14 protein-coding genes are annotated in these 15,434 nt (G+C 62.4%); 8 read left to right on the top strand and 6 right to left on the bottom strand.

Translation table 11 applies throughout. The annotated features are described in order from the left end of the window. The first annotated feature begins 108 nt into the window (after nt 1-108). Nucleotides 109-1,593, top strand: coding sequence for an N-acetylmuramoyl-L-alanine amidase family protein (locus FTE24_RS10375; protein ID WP_150233290.1), 1,485 nt, complete (start codon nt 109-111; stop codon nt 1,591-1,593). 163 nt (nt 1,594-1,756) lie between these two features. Further along, nucleotides 1,757-2,668 carry a GTP cyclohydrolase FolE2 gene (folE2, locus tag FTE24_RS10370; RefSeq protein ID WP_150233289.1) on the top strand — a complete coding sequence of 304 codons (912 nt, stop codon included), beginning with the start codon at nt 1,757-1,759 and terminating at the stop codon, nt 2,666-2,668. A 128-nt stretch (nt 2,669-2,796) separates the two neighbouring features. Here folE2 and FTE24_RS10365 read toward each other — a convergent pair whose 3' ends face one another. Together FTE24_RS10365 and FTE24_RS10360 are read right to left on the bottom strand one after the other, a co-directional pair. Continuing rightward, nucleotides 2,797-4,470, bottom strand: coding sequence for a nucleoside recognition domain-containing protein (locus FTE24_RS10365; protein WP_150233287.1), 1,674 nt, complete (start codon nt 4,468-4,470; stop codon nt 2,797-2,799). Then, nucleotides 4,464-5,591: an NAD(P)/FAD-dependent oxidoreductase gene (locus FTE24_RS10360; RefSeq protein ID WP_150233285.1), complete on the bottom strand. Its 1,128-nt coding sequence runs from the start codon at nt 5,589-5,591 to the stop codon at nt 4,464-4,466. The genes FTE24_RS10365 and FTE24_RS10360 overlap by 7 nt, the downstream gene beginning before the upstream one ends. Nucleotides 5,592-5,839: 248 nt before the next feature. On the opposite strand from FTE24_RS10360, the gene FTE24_RS10355 reads away from it, so the two are divergent. Genes FTE24_RS10355 through FTE24_RS10345 form a run of 3 tightly spaced genes read left to right on the top strand, consistent with a single transcriptional unit; the run spans nt 5,840 to nt 8,247 of the window. Beyond that, complete coding sequence (locus FTE24_RS10355; RefSeq protein WP_202111830.1) at nt 5,840-6,514, top strand: bifunctional transcriptional activator/DNA repair enzyme AdaA; 675 nt, start codon at nt 5,840-5,842, stop codon at nt 6,512-6,514. A 14-nt stretch (nt 6,515-6,528) separates the two neighbouring features. Next, nucleotides 6,529-7,644, top strand: a complete 1,116-nt coding sequence (locus FTE24_RS10350; protein ID WP_150233281.1) for a DNA-3-methyladenine glycosylase 2 — start codon at nt 6,529-6,531, stop codon at nt 7,642-7,644. A gap of 54 nt (nt 7,645-7,698) precedes the next feature. Further along, entirely contained in the window at nt 7,699-8,247 is a 549-nt protein-coding gene (locus FTE24_RS10345; protein WP_150233558.1) for a methylated-DNA--[protein]-cysteine S-methyltransferase, read from the top strand. 143 nt (nt 8,248-8,390) lie between these two features. On the opposite strand, the gene FTE24_RS10340 is transcribed toward FTE24_RS10345, so the two are convergent. Beyond that, the gene (locus tag FTE24_RS10340; protein WP_150233279.1) at nt 8,391-9,671 is read right to left on the bottom strand and encodes a M20/M25/M40 family metallo-hydrolase; all 1,281 of its coding nucleotides are present in this window, start codon (nt 9,669-9,671) and stop codon (nt 8,391-8,393) included. 208 nt (nt 9,672-9,879) lie between these two features. Between FTE24_RS10340 and FTE24_RS10335 the strand changes: the two genes are divergently transcribed. Next, nucleotides 9,880-10,617 (top strand): cyclase family protein, encoded by a 738-nt coding sequence (locus tag FTE24_RS10335; RefSeq protein ID WP_150233277.1) that lies wholly within the window; start codon nt 9,880-9,882, stop codon nt 10,615-10,617. Nucleotides 10,618-10,786: 169 nt separating this feature from the next. On the opposite strand, the gene FTE24_RS10330 is transcribed toward FTE24_RS10335, so the two are convergent. Next, nucleotides 10,787-12,328, bottom strand: coding sequence for an alpha/beta hydrolase family protein (locus FTE24_RS10330; protein WP_150233275.1), 1,542 nt, complete (start codon nt 12,326-12,328; stop codon nt 10,787-10,789). Between the two features lie 186 nt (nt 12,329-12,514). Between FTE24_RS10330 and FTE24_RS10325 the strand changes: the two genes are divergently transcribed. Together FTE24_RS10325 and FTE24_RS10320 are read left to right on the top strand one after the other, a co-directional pair. Further along, the gene (locus FTE24_RS10325; RefSeq protein ID WP_237401717.1) at nt 12,515-13,561 is read left to right on the top strand and encodes an AAA family ATPase; all 1,047 of its coding nucleotides are present in this window, start codon (nt 12,515-12,517) and stop codon (nt 13,559-13,561) included. A gap of 53 nt (nt 13,562-13,614) precedes the next feature. Continuing rightward, a complete protein-coding gene (locus FTE24_RS10320; RefSeq protein WP_150233272.1) occupies nt 13,615-14,256 on the top strand; it encodes an RNA ligase family protein in 642 nt (213 codons plus the stop codon). A gap of 115 nt (nt 14,257-14,371) precedes the next feature. Here FTE24_RS10320 and FTE24_RS10315 read toward each other — a convergent pair whose 3' ends face one another. Next, complete coding sequence (locus FTE24_RS10315; RefSeq protein WP_141446611.1) at nt 14,372-14,749, bottom strand: PilZ domain-containing protein; 378 nt, start codon at nt 14,747-14,749, stop codon at nt 14,372-14,374. A 131-nt stretch (nt 14,750-14,880) separates the two neighbouring features. Further along, entirely contained in the window at nt 14,881-15,363 is a 483-nt protein-coding gene (locus tag FTE24_RS10310) for a hypothetical protein (RefSeq protein WP_150233270.1), read from the bottom strand. Nucleotides 15,364-15,434 lie beyond the last annotated feature (71 nt).

Raw genomic sequence — 15,434 nt, 5'->3', positions numbered from 1 at the left:
ATAAAGCAACGTTTTTTGCCCTAAAGAAACTTTTCGTCTCCCGCATGCGTCCGTATCCTTGAAACAGTCGTCCGATTCCTCTCGACCAGACACAAAGGAGAAGTGAGAATGAAATTTGGAAAACACGCATGGAAAAAGACGGCTGCCGCCTTGCTGGCCGTCGCTCTGCTGTTCGCCTTGATTCTGCCGGGCACGTATTCGTCCGCCGCGGCCGCCGGAGCCGGCACGAGTATCGTGCTGGACGGCCGGGCAATCGACGGAGCCGAGCCGCTCGTCGTCAAAGGGACGACGATGGTCCCGATCCGGGTCGTCTCGCAGCAGCTCGGCTACGACGTGAACTGGAACAAGGCGGCCGGCCGGATTACGATCGGCAGCGCCGTATCCCCGCTCGTGCTCACGCTCGGCAGCCTGACCGCAAGTTCGGGCGGCGGCGACGTCGCCCTGCAGCAGGCCCCGTTCGTGCAGGCCGACACGACCTACGTGCCGCTGCGGTTCGTAGGCTCGCAGTTGGGCCTGGGCGTCAAATGGGAACAGGCCAGCCGGACGGTCTATCTGCAAACGCAGCTTGAGCGTCCGTCGACCCCGCCGGTGCCGGCCGCTCCTCCGACCGTTCCGGCTGTGCCGAGCGCTCCTCCCGCCGTTCCGGCCGTGCCTGCGCAGCCTGCGGTCGATCCGGCGCCGGCGTCTCTCGCTTCGATCGACGGCATCAGCTTCAGCGATAACCGCCTGACGATCTCCGCCGCGTCGGCCGTGACGCCGACCGGCACCGTGCTGTCCGGTCCGGACCGCATCGTGGTCGACCTGCCGGGCAGTTATTTCGGCAGCGGCCTGCTCCAGAACGGCCCGCTGAAGCTCGGTCAGGTGGCTACGCTGCCGATCGGGAATTCTTCGGCCGTCAAGCAGGTACGCTACTCGCTCTACAGCGACAATCCTTCGACCGTGCGCGTCGTGCTCGACCTCAACCGGGCCGTCGGCTACAATCTGTACACGCAGGGCAGCCTCGTCATCGTCGATCTGAACGACGGCGGCGCCGCGCCTCCGATCGGCACGAACGGCAAAAAAGTCGTCGTGATCGATCCCGGACACGGCGATCAGGATTCGGGCGGTATCGGCATCACCGGTGTCAAAGAAAAGCATATGGTGCTCGAAGTCGGGCTCAAAGTCGCGGCCCTGCTCAAGCAGGACCCGCGGATCGACCTGATCATGACCCGCAGCGACGATACGTTCATCCCGCTGGACGGACGGGCCAAGATTGCCAACGACGCCGGCGCGGACGTGTTCCTGTCGATTCACGGCAACGCGGCATCGTCAAGCGCCGTCGGAACCGAGACGTTCTACGCCGACTCCGCGCGCAGCAAACTGCTGTCGGACACGATCCAACGGCATGTCCAGGCGGCGACAGGCTTCCGGGACCGCGGTTCCAAGCAGGCCAATTACGTCGTCATCCGCAAAACGAACATGCCGGCCGCGCTGCTGGAGATCGGTTTCCTGACCAACAGCGAGGAAGAGAAACTGATGGTGCAGGAAGACTTCCAGCAAAAAGTCGCGGAAGCGATCGTCGCCGGGCTCAAAGAGTATCTGGGCCTGAACTGAGCGGCGTGCCCGGTCATCGGATCGGCGAATCCAATAACTTGGAAAAAGCGGAAGCCCTTACGGGGGCTTCCGCTTTTTTGTCGATTCCGGTTGACTTTTTATGCGTAATCATTACTATTTATAAGATCATCCGGATCACATCCGTACAGACGGGAGACTTTTTATGACAGCCTTTTTGCCTTCCAATTGGCCTTCCAAGTCCGAACGGCATCGCCGTTTCGGCTCCACGGACGCTGTTCCGGGCCGCAAAGCGACCCGAAAAGAAGACATGACCGATCTGCAAAATCGCCGCGACGACTATTTGTTCGAAATTCAGCAGGTCGGTGTGACGGCGGTCAAACACCCGATTGTCCTGCGTTCTCCGCTGCCTCCGTATCACCAGACTTCGATTGCCGCGCTGGAACTGACGACCACGCTCGACTGGAGCAGCAAAGGTATCAATATGAGCCGCCTGACCGAACAGCTGAACGCTTACCGGGACATCGATTTCGTCTCCCGGCCGGAGACACTGCAGATCTTCGTCCGCGATCTGGCCCGTTCGATGGACCAGAGCGGAGCGGACGTCACGCTGGAATTTCCGTGGTTCTACGAACGCGCCGCTCCGTCTTCCGGCCGAATCGGCCTTGCTCATTCCGATCTGTTCGTGGAAGCGGTCTATCGGGAAGACGAGACGCCGGCGTTTCGGCTGAACGTGGGCCTTACGGTGTCCGTCACGACGCTGTGCCCCTGCTCCAAAGAAATCAGCGAATACAGCGCCCACAACCAGCGCGGCATCGTGCGGATTCGGGCCGAAGTGGACCCGGCGCAGCTGGACTTGAACTGGTGCGAAGTGCTGCTGAACGCGGCCGAATCGAACGCCAGCGCCTCCCTGCATCCCGTACTCAAACGGACGGACGAAAAAGCGGTCACCGAGCGCGCGTACGAAAATCCGCGCTTCGTCGAAGATCTGGCCCGGCTGACGGCGGCAGACCTTGCGGAATGCCCTTTTATCCGGCAGTTTACGGTAGAATGCCGCAACGAAGAATCGATCCATCAGCATGACGCGGTGGCGCGAATCCGCTACGCCAAACCGTAAGACCCGCGAACGTGAAGCCGCATCCCGGGCAGGGAAAGTGTGCTTGAACTTCCGTGCGCGGTTTGTCCCCACGCCAAAGAAGCAGCCGGATGGATCCGGCTGCTTCTTGGTCATGCCGCGCGACAAGGTCAGATCCGGGCGACCAGCAGCGCCAGCACCGCCGTCGTGGCCAGCGACGTCGACGCCTGCTTGCCGGCGAGCGATCCCGCGAACGCCCAGCCCAACTCGCGGCGCACCGTCCACAGCGTCACGAGGCAGGCAGTCAGCGTCGACGCCAGATAGACCAGGACGAACGTCTGACCCGCGCTCATCTCCCCAATAAAGCGGCCTTCGCCCTGATTGAGCACAAGCAGCCCGTCTTTGCGCAAGATCGAGAACAAGACGCCGCCCGCCGCTTCCGCCGGCAGGTTCAGCAGCCCCAGCAGAGGCGCCGCCCAGCGCGACAGCATGTTCATCGCCCCGCTCCACTGGAGCAGGGCGGCCGCGGCGCAGATGCCGATAAAGATCGGCATCGCCTGCAGCGCAAACTGCTTGACGACGGCGCGTACCCGCCAGCTGACGGCGCGCAGACCCGGACGCTGCAAAAAAGTCCGCGGCGCATACCCCGGCTCGGGCACGCCCGCCGCGCCGCGGTTCCAGATTCGCGTATGCAGCGCGCCGGCTCCGGCGAGCAGCGCGATATACGGCAGGAATAGCCACGGACGGCCCGCGGAACCGAAGATCGACAGCGAAGCGCCGATCTGGTAGCTGCATGCGGAGCCGAACGCGATCAGCGATACGCACGATTTGCGCGTGCAGGACCCGCACGCGCGGCTCTGGAATACGGCGACCACGTTGCAGCCGAACCCCGACAAGACCGGGATCAGGTCCCGGCCGCTGAGCCCGATCCGGCGCATCCACGGATCGAGCGCGTCGGTGATGCGGTCTTTGAGGCCGCTCTCTTCGGTGAGCGCCAGGCTGACGCCGAGCAGCAGCACGACGGGAAACGCCCACAAAAAAGAATACAGCCCGAGCGTCAGCACCCCGTAATCGCCGGCCGCGACCGCTTCGAGCAGCGGCGGCAGGCCGGCCAGACCGCTCTTGACCGGATCGATCGCGAAGCGCTCAAGGAGCGGCTGCAGGCCCGTCGACAGCAGGTACGCGAGCAGCACCGGCACCGCGAACAGCAGCAGCGCCGCGAGCCCGGCAAGCGGCGCACCCAAATGCGGCGAATCGAAGCCGATTACCTTGGGCCCCGCATCGGCCGGCGCGGCGCCGGGCGGCGGTACGGCGCAGGTCGGCTGCCGCCGCACAGGCGCGACTTCTTCCAGCGAGTGCAGCAGCCGCTGCTTCAGGTCCGGCGCCAGCGTGCGGGCATCGACGGCATGGACCGGAATGCCGAGCGTTCCGGCGTAATGCCGCTCCAATTCGTGCGCGCTGCCGGACACTTTGTCGGCAAAAGTCAGCACGAGCATCGCCGGGCGCTGCCCAAGCGGCACGGCTTCGAGCAGCAGAAGCAGTTCGAGCGCCGAATGGGTGCCGCGCACGACGAGCACGACTTTGTCGGCCGCGCCAAGTTCCGCCACCGCTTCCCGCGTCGTCCGGCTGTCGTCTCCGCTTTTGAGCCCGGGCAGGTCGACCAGTTCATGATCGAAGCCGAGCACAGCCCGGCGGGCTTGTACCGTCGAACCGCGAAAGTTCGCTTCCCCGCCGGTATCGTTCCCCGTCAACCCGCGAAACAACGCCGATTTGCCGGCCGATTCGAAGCCGATCAGAGCGACCGACCGGCGAGCAGCGGCGGGTCGGAGATGCCGGTTCAGCATGTGCAATCCTCCCCGCAGCAGGACAGATCGGTCAGCATCATCCCTTCGCGGCGGTATGGTTCGAGCGGCGCGAGGTCGACGCCGAGACGTTCGGCGATCTGACTTGCGACCACGGCGAAGCGCTGACGGAATTTGTAGATAAAACAGAAGATCAATCCTCCGTGCGCCACGCCCGGCCCCGCCAGAAACAGCCCCGGCACGCGGGTCGATTCGTCGTGCTCGCTCAGGCGGACGCGGCCGTCCGGTTCGTGCTCGAACAGCGCTTCGACCGTGCGCAGGCTGCCGGCGAATCCGGTCGCCAGAATCGGCGGCTGTTCGGTCGTCAGAAAATGGCTTTCCCCTTCGGCCGTCTCGCTGTAGATCAGGTAGCCGCCTTCTTCCTTGCGTTCGATCCAATGGACCTCATGGCCGGCCAACAGTCTGATTCGGCCGTCTTCGACCTGCCGAAGCCGGTCTTTGGTGAACGGGGACAGCGTCAGGCTCGGATCGCTGCTCCCTTTTTCCGTCCAGCGGCCGCTCCGGTCGATAATCGTGACCTTCCGGCCGCTGCGCGCCAGATGGATCGCCGCGTCCGCCCCGCTCTCGTAGCCGCCCACGATCACGAATTCGCCGCCCGGCAGCTGCGCCCACTCGCGGACCAGGCTGCTGTGGATCGCGTGTTCCGCGCCCGGAAAACCGGCCGTGTGCGGATATTGAAATTCGCCCGCAGCCCAGATCATATAGCGGCTGCGCAGCACTCCGCCGTCCGTCTCCACTTCGAATCCCCCGCCTTCGAGCGGACGCACCTGCCGCACGTCGACGCCGGTACGCACCGGCAGCTGCTTGTACGCGGCCAACGCTTCGAGATAATCCGCGTATTGCGGACCCGAAGGATGCTCGGTCCCGAGCGTATACGCCGGAGACGTCTTGAGCGACACCGAATTGAGATCGAGTATCCCGTACGCATTGCCGGTAAAAGAAGGCGTGATCATCCGCATTTCCGCCGGCCAGCAGCGAAACGAGGCCCCGATCTCGCTTCGGTCCAAAATGACGAACCGTTCAATATTCAAATCCCTAAGCACGCAGCCCACTCCGATCCCCGCCGCTCCCGCGCCTACCACAATACAATCGAAAACTTCCATGCTCTCCACCCCGAACTTTTTTAATAGTAATAATTACGATTAAAAAGAGCATACGTTTTTCCCCCGATTCTGTCAAACTCTCCCGTCCGCCGCCGCGCCTATTCCGGGGAGCATGAGAGCAATAATAAGGAGGTTCTTTCGGCGCAAGGGCTGGTACAATAAGAGCAGAACCGGTTCGAAAGCGGCTGCCGAACGCGGAAAAAGGAGGATCTACGTTGGAACAAGTCATCTCGCTGTCTTTCGAAGAAATGTGGGAAAAAATACTGGCCTGCGACGCGCGCTACGACGGGCTGTTCTTCACGGCGGTGAAGACGACCGGCATCTACTGCCGCCCTTCCTGCCGATCGCGCAAGCCCAAGAAGCGGAACGTGGACTTTTACCGCAGCCTGCCCGAATCCGAAGCGGCCGGCTACCGCCCGTGCAAGCGATGCCAGCCGGAAGTGGAACGGTCACCGTGGAACGACGTCGTGCTCCGGGCGCGGACATTTATCGTTGCCCGTTACCGGGAAAACCTGATCCTCAAAGACGTGGCCGACCATGTCGGATTGAGCGTCTATTACTTCGAACGGCTGTTCAAGCAGGAGACCGGGGAGACGCCGCGCACCTATCTGGAAAAAGTTCGCGTGGACCGCGCCGCCTACCTGCTGAAGCACAGCACCCTGTCGAATCTGGAAGTCGGGTACGCCTCCGGCTTCCATACGCCGTCCAATTTCTACCGCGCTTTTCGCCGGCTGCGGCAGTGCCCGCCCGGCCAATACCGGCTGGAAGACCGGCCGGTGCTTCGCGAAGCGCCGCGCGCACCAGCTGCGGGCAGCCGGCCGCGAAACGCAGCCATGGACGCGCCGGGAGTCGATACGCCGAAGGCGGACATGGCGAGAGCGGACATGGCGAGAAGAAGTGCGCCCGTGGCGGACGCGCCATGACGGGAGACGCGTCCATGTCCGCTGCTCCGATTCGGCCGGGCAGCGCGAAGCTGTCCGTTCCCCTGGAGCGTTCTGCCGCCGGCACGCTCGAACTTCCCGTATACGGCCCGTTTGACTGGCAGAAATGCCTCGCTTATCTGGGCCGATCGGACCTTGAGGTCATGCACCGGATTTCGGACGGCCGGTTGATCCAGCCGTTCGAATGGAACGGCAGCGCCGTGCTGCTGGAAATCGGCTGCGCAAGCGGGCCACCGCTGGCGGCGGAAGAGGTGGCGGGAGCTTTATCTGAAACGACCTCGGGAGCGGGGACCGAACCTGCCGCGGAGAAGCGGCTTGTCGTTGCTTTTCCGCACGGATGTCCCTCTCCCGGGCTGCGCCAAGCCGCTGCCGCTTACGTCCGCGACAAGTTCGGGCTCGGCGACGACCTTGAGCCGTTCTACGCCATGGCCCGGCGCGACCCGCTGCTGTCTCCGGTCGTCTCCGCGTATCGGGGATTGAGGCTGATCGGCCTGCCCGACCTGTTCGAAGCGCTGGTCTGGGCGATTATCGGCCAGCAGATCAACCTGACGTTCGCTTATCGGCTGAAGAAGCGCTTGGTCGAAGCGTACGGCGAAGCGCTGCCCAGCGCGGACAGAGCGGGCGAAGCGGGCAAACCGGACGAACCGTTCCGCCTGTTCCCGAAGCCGGCCGCGATCGCGGCGCTGAGCCCGGACGACCTGCGTCCGATGCAGTTCTCGGTCCGCAAAGCCGAATATGTCATCGGCGCCGCCCGACTGATCGAAGCCGGCGATCTGTCCAAAAGCGGACTGCTGGCTCTGGGCGAAGCCGAAGCGCGTGAAGCGCTGCTTCGTATTCGCGGCGTCGGCGCCTGGACGGCGGACTACGTCGGCATGAAAACGCTGCGCCGCGCTTCGGCGTTCCCGGCGGGAGACGCCGGGCTGCACCAGGCGCTGAAGCGCGGGCTCGGCCTGAGCCGCAGGCCGCTGCCGGCGGAGATCGCCGCCGCGGCCGCCCCGTGGCGCGGCCATGAAGCGTACGCGACTTTTTATTTGTGGCAGTCGCTGCTGACACCCGCACCAGACCAGATTCCGAATCCCATTCCCGATTCCCTGTCACATCCCATTTCGTAAGGAGGCTGTTCGTCCATGAGTAGAACCCAACCCGCTTTGGCGCCGCCGGCGTCCATGACTCTGCCGGCCGCCGCGGCCGTGCATCGCCTGACCTATCTATCGCCGCTCGGCGAGATCCGGATCGAAGGCACGGACGAAGCCGTGTCTTCGATCCTGTTCGCCAACACGGCCATGCCGGAAGGCTGGCCGGAGTCCAATCCGTTTGCGCACGCCCCGCTGCAGGGTGCGCAGTCCGATGCCGAAGACGCCGGCATCCCCGCCGCGCTGCGGCAGTGCCGTCTGCAGCTCGACGAATATTTCCGCGGCCAACGCAAGACGTTCGATTTCCCGTACGTGTTCGCCGGCACGCCGTTCCAACGCGCCGTCTGGGCGGAACTCGCCGCCGTGCCCTATGCGACGTCCCGGTCGTACAAAGACCTGGCGATCGCGGTCGGCAGCGAACGCGCCGTCCGCGCCGTCGGCTCGGCCAACGGCCGCAACAAACTGACGATCGTGCTGCCGTGCCATCGCATCATCGGCTCCGGCGGCAAGCTGACCGGCTACGCCGGCGGCCTGTGGCGCAAAGAATGGCTGCTGCGGCACGAAGCCAGATACGCCGACTGAAGCGAAGAGGCGGTCGTCGACCGCCTCTGTCCGTCCGCGCCGAAAAAGGCTGCCCCGGTCGCATATCGCGACTCCGGGGCAGCCTTTTCTTTTACCGCCAGACCGCTCGACTCCACATGACACCGCTCACGAAAGGGCAGCGTTCACGCCGGATCGGCGTTTCTGCGCGGCAGCAGCGGCTCGGTCGTCTCCGCCAGTCCGACCAGCCCGAGCAGCGTCAGCAAAATCTTCTGCACGCCGAGATGCGCAGCCGTCGGGTCGTAGTATTCGTTCAGCGTATGCGCGCCGCCGAAATCTCCGCCGCCGCCGAGCGTCACGGCCGGGATGCCGAGATGGATCGGGATGTTGGCGTCGGTGCTGCTGGCTCCTTCCAGAATCGGACGGAAGCCCATCGCAAGACCGGCTCCGGCCGCCGCCTGCACGATCTCGCTGTCGGACCGCTGGAAGCCCGCCGGGCGATCGCCGACGCGTTCGACGATCGTCGTAATCGCGTTCGGGCGCCGCCAGCGATCGTTCTCAGCCTGCGCCGCGCGGCGGACCAGCTCCAGCACGTCGGCTTCGAGCCGCTCCAGCCGCTCCTGCGAAGTCGAACGCATATCGACGACCATGCCCGCCGTCTCGGCGATCGTATTGACCGACGTGCCGCCTTCGATCACGCCGATATTGAACGTTGTTTTCGGTTCGTGCGGCACTTCCAGATCGGCGATCTTGCCTATCGCGCGGCCGAGGGCATGGATCGGGCTCGGCGTGCCGAAGCTGCCGAAGCTGTGCCCGCCCGGGCCGCGGAACACGATCTTGTAGCGCTTGCTGCCGGCCGCAAGATACGTGATCCGGTCCGGCGCGCCCGGCTCGATCGAGATGAATCCGTCGAGATCGTCGCGGGCGGCGAACAGCGCTTTGACGCCGCGCAGGTCGCCGAGCCCTTCTTCGCCGACGGTCGCGCCGATCACGAGGTCCCCTTCGGTGACCAGTCCGGCTTCGTTGAGCGCGCGCAGCAGCGTCAGCACGGACGCCAGCCCGCGGCCGTCGTCGGCGATGCCCGGCGCGTAGATACGGCTGCCTTCGCGCCGCGCTTTGACGACCGTCCCGCGCGGAAACACCGTGTCGAGATGCGCGCAGACGACGAGCGCCGGACCCGTGCCCCGGCCGCGCCGGACGCCGAACACGTTGCCGACTTCGTCGCTCTTGACCTGTTCAAGGCCCAGATCGGACAGTTTGCGGGCGAAAGCGCGCCCTTTCTTCCCTTCTTCGAACGTCGGCGCTTCGATCTCGGTCAGCTCAATCTGCTCGTCGGTCGTGCGGTCGTTGTCCGCTTCGAGAAACTCGAACGCGCGGCGGACCGCCGGATCTGCCGTCAGGCGTTCGAAGACGCGGGTCGTCGTGTCGGATAGGCGGACTTTGGAAGCTCCGGCGAGTTCGGTCATGACAGGAAATCCTCCTCTGCGGGTACATGGATTAAGGCTTGCGCCGTTTATTTGTAGAACTTGCCGTACAGCCGACTTCTCCTTCATTCTTTCCTCGTTAAGCATTAATTCCCATGTTATCATAAGCCGATTCCGAACGTAACCTTGTTTTCGCTATCCGGCTGCCTCTATAATAAACGATTAAAAACAGAAAACGAGGTGGGCCACCATGACCAACGATCTGCTCGGCGCGCTCAAACTGCTCAAGGAAAAGAAATGGATCGACCTGACCCATACGTTCGGACCGGACTCTCCGCGCTTCGCGGCGTTCGAGCCGGCGCAGTTCGAGACGCTGTTCACGCACGACGACGGCTTTTTCGCCCAGCGTTTCCACTTCCCCGGCCAGTACGGCACGCATCTCGACGCTCCGATCCATTTCGTGCGGGACGCGCGTTATCTCGACGAACTGGAACTGAAAGAGCTGGTGCTGCCGCTGATCGTGATCGACAAATCGGCCGAAGCGGCGGCGGATGCCGATTATACGCTGAGCGCGGCAGACATCGAAGCGTTCGAAGCGCAGCACGGCCGCATTCCGCCTGGCAGCTTCGTCGCCCTGCGCACCGATTGGAGCAAGCGATGGCCGAGCCAGGCCGCGTTCGAGAACAAGGATGCGGACGGCCGCAGCCATGCGCCGGGCTGGTCGGTCGAAGCACTGGAACTGCTGCTTCGGCAGCGCGGCGTTCAGGCCGTCGGCCACGAGACGTTCGACACGGACTCCGCCGCGGATTATGCCCGCAACGGCGCGCTGCTCGGCGAATATTACGTGCTGGACCAAGATGTGTATCAGGTCGAGCTGCTGAACAATCTGGACCTTGTGCCGCCTACGGGCGCGGTCATCTTCAATATCGTGCCCAAAGCGGAAAAAGCGTCGGGGTTCCCGGTACGGTCTTTTGCCATCCTGCCCTGAGCGGAAGCTGGGGTCATCCCGCATATTCGAATACCTGAATGTCCGAACACCTGAACGTCCGAATATCGGAATGCCGAAATACCGAAAAGCAGCCGCTCGTCCTTACGGACCCGGCTGCTTTTGCGCTGCTGCTGTTTTCTTTTTCCCGTCATGCGTCCGTTTTGACTCGTTATGGTCCTTGGATCAGCGTGTAATCGCCCTCTGTTCCCGCTTCGAGAGCAGGCAGCTCCACTTTTTTCCCTTTCAGATACTTGTCGAAAAAGGCCACCGTATAGACACGGATCACTTCATGCGCTCCGCGCGCGTCCAGACCGGATGCGGCCGACAGCAGCGGCGAATACAGAGGCGCGTCGGAGAAGCTGGCATGGTCGGTATTTTGGAGCGTCAACCTGTAATTGCCGCCGGCCGCCGCCTGGGCCTGACGTTCCAGCAGTTCGCCGACGGTAGCGTCGTATTCGGACCGGGAAGCGCCGATTTGCGCCAACGCTTCGTCGCTCATGGCCTCCGCACGGAATGTGCGGTCCGCGCTCATGAGCATAAACGGTCGGTCGAAGCCCTGCGGTGCGCGCAGCGACCCGTACAAGCCGCCGTCCATGTCGATGCCGGCCCGCAGCCGGTCGTCGCCCAGCAGCAGCAGCTGCGCCGCAGCCGCGCCGCCAAGCGAATACCCGACGATGCCCGCCCGCTCCAGATCGAGCCGACCGCCGAAGCGCTCCGCCGCTCCGGCGGTGTCGCTCTGCCCGGCGGAGCGGTCCGCTGCGGCACTAGAAGACATCAACCCAGCCTGCGCTTCCCCAGGCTCCCCGCGTCCGTTCCCCGTTCCAGTTCTTCCGTCCAGCTCTTCCAGCCGATCCAGCACGAACTTCACGTCCGGCACCCAGACGTCGTCCGTCAGCCGGTCGAACGCCCCGTTGTCGAGCGTCGTTCCCGCATCGGCGTAGAACGGCATCACTTCTCCGTCCGGGAAAACGGTCGCGTTCGTGCCGCCGGCGTGCTCAATCCCGACGACGATATACCCCTGCGAAGCAAGCTGTTCGGTCAGGAACGTGCTTTGGCCGCTCCAGCCGCGGTTGCCGTGCGAATACACGATGACGGGATACCGCGCCTGCGCGCCGGACAGCGGCGCATGTTCGAGTGCGCGCGTGCGTACCAGCCGCATACTGTCGAACAGCAGCGCCGGCACGCCTTCGTGTCCGCCCAGCGCCTGCGCGAATAGATGCGGATGCTGCAGGTACGGCGCCGCCGGGCCGGAAGCTTTTGCCTCAGCCGGGTACCAGAACTGCACCAACAGCTTCCGCCGCTTGCCGGCCTCGTCCGCGTGCACCTGCCTGCGCGAGACGTCCGTCCAGACATACGTCGCCGTGCCTACGCGGTAAGGCCCCGCAAGCGGCTCGAACGCGAACACCGGCAGCGCGATCGGCAGCAGAATCGCTCCCGCCGCATACAGCAGCGCCGCCGCGCCGATCGACAGCCGGATCCTTTTGCGCCGACGACGACGAATCCTGCGGAAGCTTAATAACGGCAGCAGAATCATGGCATAGAGCGGGATCATTTCCCATCTCGGTCCTTCAAGCCCCAGATGCAGCAGCAGCACGATCCCCGAGCCCGCGGCTGCCACGATGTTCGCCGCTGCCGTGCGCAGGCGCCCGGACAGAAGCAGCAGCAGGATGATCCCGTTCACTGCCGTCAGCATCATCTCGCCTTCTCGCATGGACAGCCTCCTTTTCTTTTATGACACAATCGTATTATAAACATAAATCTTTAATTAACACAATCGTATTATAAAAAGAATGCAGGAGGCCCGCCTCGAAGCGCGCTGCCGCCCGGACTGTTCCGCTCGGCGGATTCGGCGTATAATGGGAGTCGGGTCCTCCCGCGAAAGGAGGTGAACTACCCGATGAACATGAATCCGAAAGCAGCGCTCCACATGCTGGTCGGCATCCCCGGCAGCGGCAAAAGCGTCTACGCCCGACAGCTGGCTAGCGCGGTCCGGGGCGTCATCGTCTCGACGGACGCGGTCCGGCTGAAGCTGTTCGGCGGCGAAACGCGGCAAAAAAACACCTACGTCATTTTTGACGAGGCGTTCCGGGAGATTGAAGCGGCTTTGGCGGCGGGGCGCACGGTCATCTTCGATGCGACCAACGTCGATCGCGACCGGCGCGCGAAGTTTCTGAAGCGATTTGCCGATGAACGCGTCGAGTGCCATGTGCTCGATACGCTGTACGAGACAGCGCAGCGGCGCATCTCGGGCCGCAAGCGCAAGCTCGACGACAAGATTCTGGCCAAATACGCGAAGAATCTGCAGTTTCCGCTGCCCGGCGAAGGCTTCGCCGAAGTGCGTCTCGTGCATATGCCGGACGCGGAAGCGCTGTACGGACAAGCTGTGGCGCTGCCCGATGATGGCGCGAACGTCCCAAGCGGCTCGCAATCGCAGGGCGAAGAGCTGCGTGTCAAGCTGGAAACGCTGCTGCGGCAGGAAGCCGGCCATGACGAACTGTTTGCCGAACTGTCGGCTGTCCCGTCGTTTGCCCGCATGCTCGGCTACGATCAGGGCAATCCGTATCACAGCCGCACGCTGTCCCAGCATACGTACGCGGTGCTGGAATACGTGAACGCTTTTTACGGCGAAGAAGACCGGCTCGAGATGCAGTGGACGGCGCTGCTGCACGACATCGGCAAACCGTTCTGCCAAGTGTGGAAAGAAGCCCGCGGACATTATTCGTACTTCGGGCACGAGCACGTATCCGCTTCGATCGGCTGCCATCTGCTGAAAGCGCTCGGATACGGCGACGACTTCGTGCTCGACGTGACCGCGCGGATCGAGACCCATATGGAGATTCTGCACGGCGGAGACGCCGGCGCTTCGAATCTCTACCATCTGTTGGGCGGCGAAATGCTGGCCCGCATGTACTTGTTCGCGGAAGCCGATACGTTCGGCAAATAATCGCGGCCGCGAACCTTATCGCATGACCAAGCACAACGAAGCGAGGCGATTCCATGAAAATCAAATATCCGAAAACGATGCATCTGCCCTGGTCCAGAAGCTACACGGACGACGACAAAATATTGCGGGACACGGCGCATTTTATCGGACAGGAAGTGGTCGTAACGGAGAAAATGGACGGGGAAAACACGACGATGTACCCGGACCTTATCCATGCCCGTTCGCTTGACAGCAAAGACCACTCGTCCAGGCATTACGTCAAGACGCTGCACGGAAGCCTTCGTCACCTTATTCCGGCAGGCTGGCGGTTATGCGGGGAAAATACGTACGCGAAGCATTCGATCAAATACGAAGCGCTGCCGGGGTATTTCATGCTTTTCTCCGTCTGGAACGAACACAATGTCTGCCTGTCGTGGGACGATACGGAGCGGCTCGCGAACGAGCTTCGCATCCCGACCGTGCCGGTGCTGTACCGGGGAATCTGGGACGAGCAGGCAGTCAGACGCTGCCACACCGGTCTGTCGAACTGCGGCGGCGAACAGGAAGGATACGTCGTGCGCGCAGCGAATTCTTTTGCCTATGATCAGTTCAAAAGCAGCCTGGCCAAATTCGTGCGCCAAAACCACGTCCGGACAGACGAGCACTGGCTGAGCCGCCCCGTCGAACCGAACGAATTGTCGAAGCCGACGCGGTAAATCCGCGGCTGCACTCCTGATCCCGTAGTTCAACTTATCTCTAGCCTTTTTGAAAGGAGCGAGTCCCATGTAATCCCGAGCGAACGCACATCCCAATCTTCAGCCCTGCCTGTCCCTACATCACCCGAATCCGGTTCGCCCCCGCCAGTCCCCGCAGTTCCAACTGCAATCGATCTTTTTCTTCGTCCGGCACTTCCATTTCTACCCCGTAGTAATGACGTCCTTCTTCTTCCTTGTTCCATTTCAACAGTCCTTCGAAATGCAGCGGCTGCTCGTTCAGCACGAAATCGAGCGCGACGCGAATCCGATTTTTTCCGACGGGAATTTCCAGCGGCAGCGAGACGAGGCAGCCCGAGCGGCTGATATCGTGCATCTGCGCGAAGACCGGCTTTTTCGGCGCGGACGTGAAATTCAGGCTGACGATATACAATTCGAACTCGATCGGCTTGTCCAATACATAACGAAACGGCGCTTTTCTGCGATTGCCGGCCATATTCAAACCTCCATTTTTTCCCAAGTATTGTTTTCCTTTTCATCGGCTGGCGGCTTTGGAAAATGAAGAGGGATACAGCTGCGCCTTTTTGTGTAAGCGTTCTCTTAAATGTGCACACAAAAAAAGAGAGCCTATTCCGCGCTCTCCCATTTTTGCTTGATTCGTTCGTAACGCTCCTCGCTTTTGCCGTGGAATACCGCCCCGATCAGAAACGACGCAATCATCAGAATAAGCGTCATCCGGCCGATCGTGCCCAGCGACTGGTCGAGCAGCGTCCGCAGCAGATTCGTCCCGTCCGTTAGATACAGCAGCAGCGTAAAAGCCATCAGGCCGACGAAAAAGGTACTGAACACGCGTCCGCTCTCCGACAGCGTTCCCCGCCAGAAGCCCGGAGGTCCGTTCTCCTCGCGCTTGCGTACGAACCGCTCGCGGCTTGTCTCCTCAGTGCGTATTTTGACCAGAGAAACGATCAATCCGACGACATTGCTGACGATGATAAAAATCAGGGTGTCATTGGGTCCGGGGTTCAATACGATAAAAAAGATCAAAATGAACGAGTAACCCCCGATCGTCCAAGCCATATCGCGTTTTTGCTCGGTTCTCATTTTACTCATTCCATCCCCTCCTTATATTTCCATGTTAACACAGTGATACGCATAAAAAAAAGGACCTTTCGGTCCTTCAG

This window comes from Saccharibacillus sp. WB 17 (assembly GCF_008634075.2).
Lineage (GTDB): Bacteria > Bacillota > Bacilli > Paenibacillales > Paenibacillaceae > Saccharibacillus > Saccharibacillus brassicae.
The sequence above is the reverse complement of the archived record's forward strand: the minus strand, read 5'-3'. Positions and strand labels throughout refer to the sequence as shown.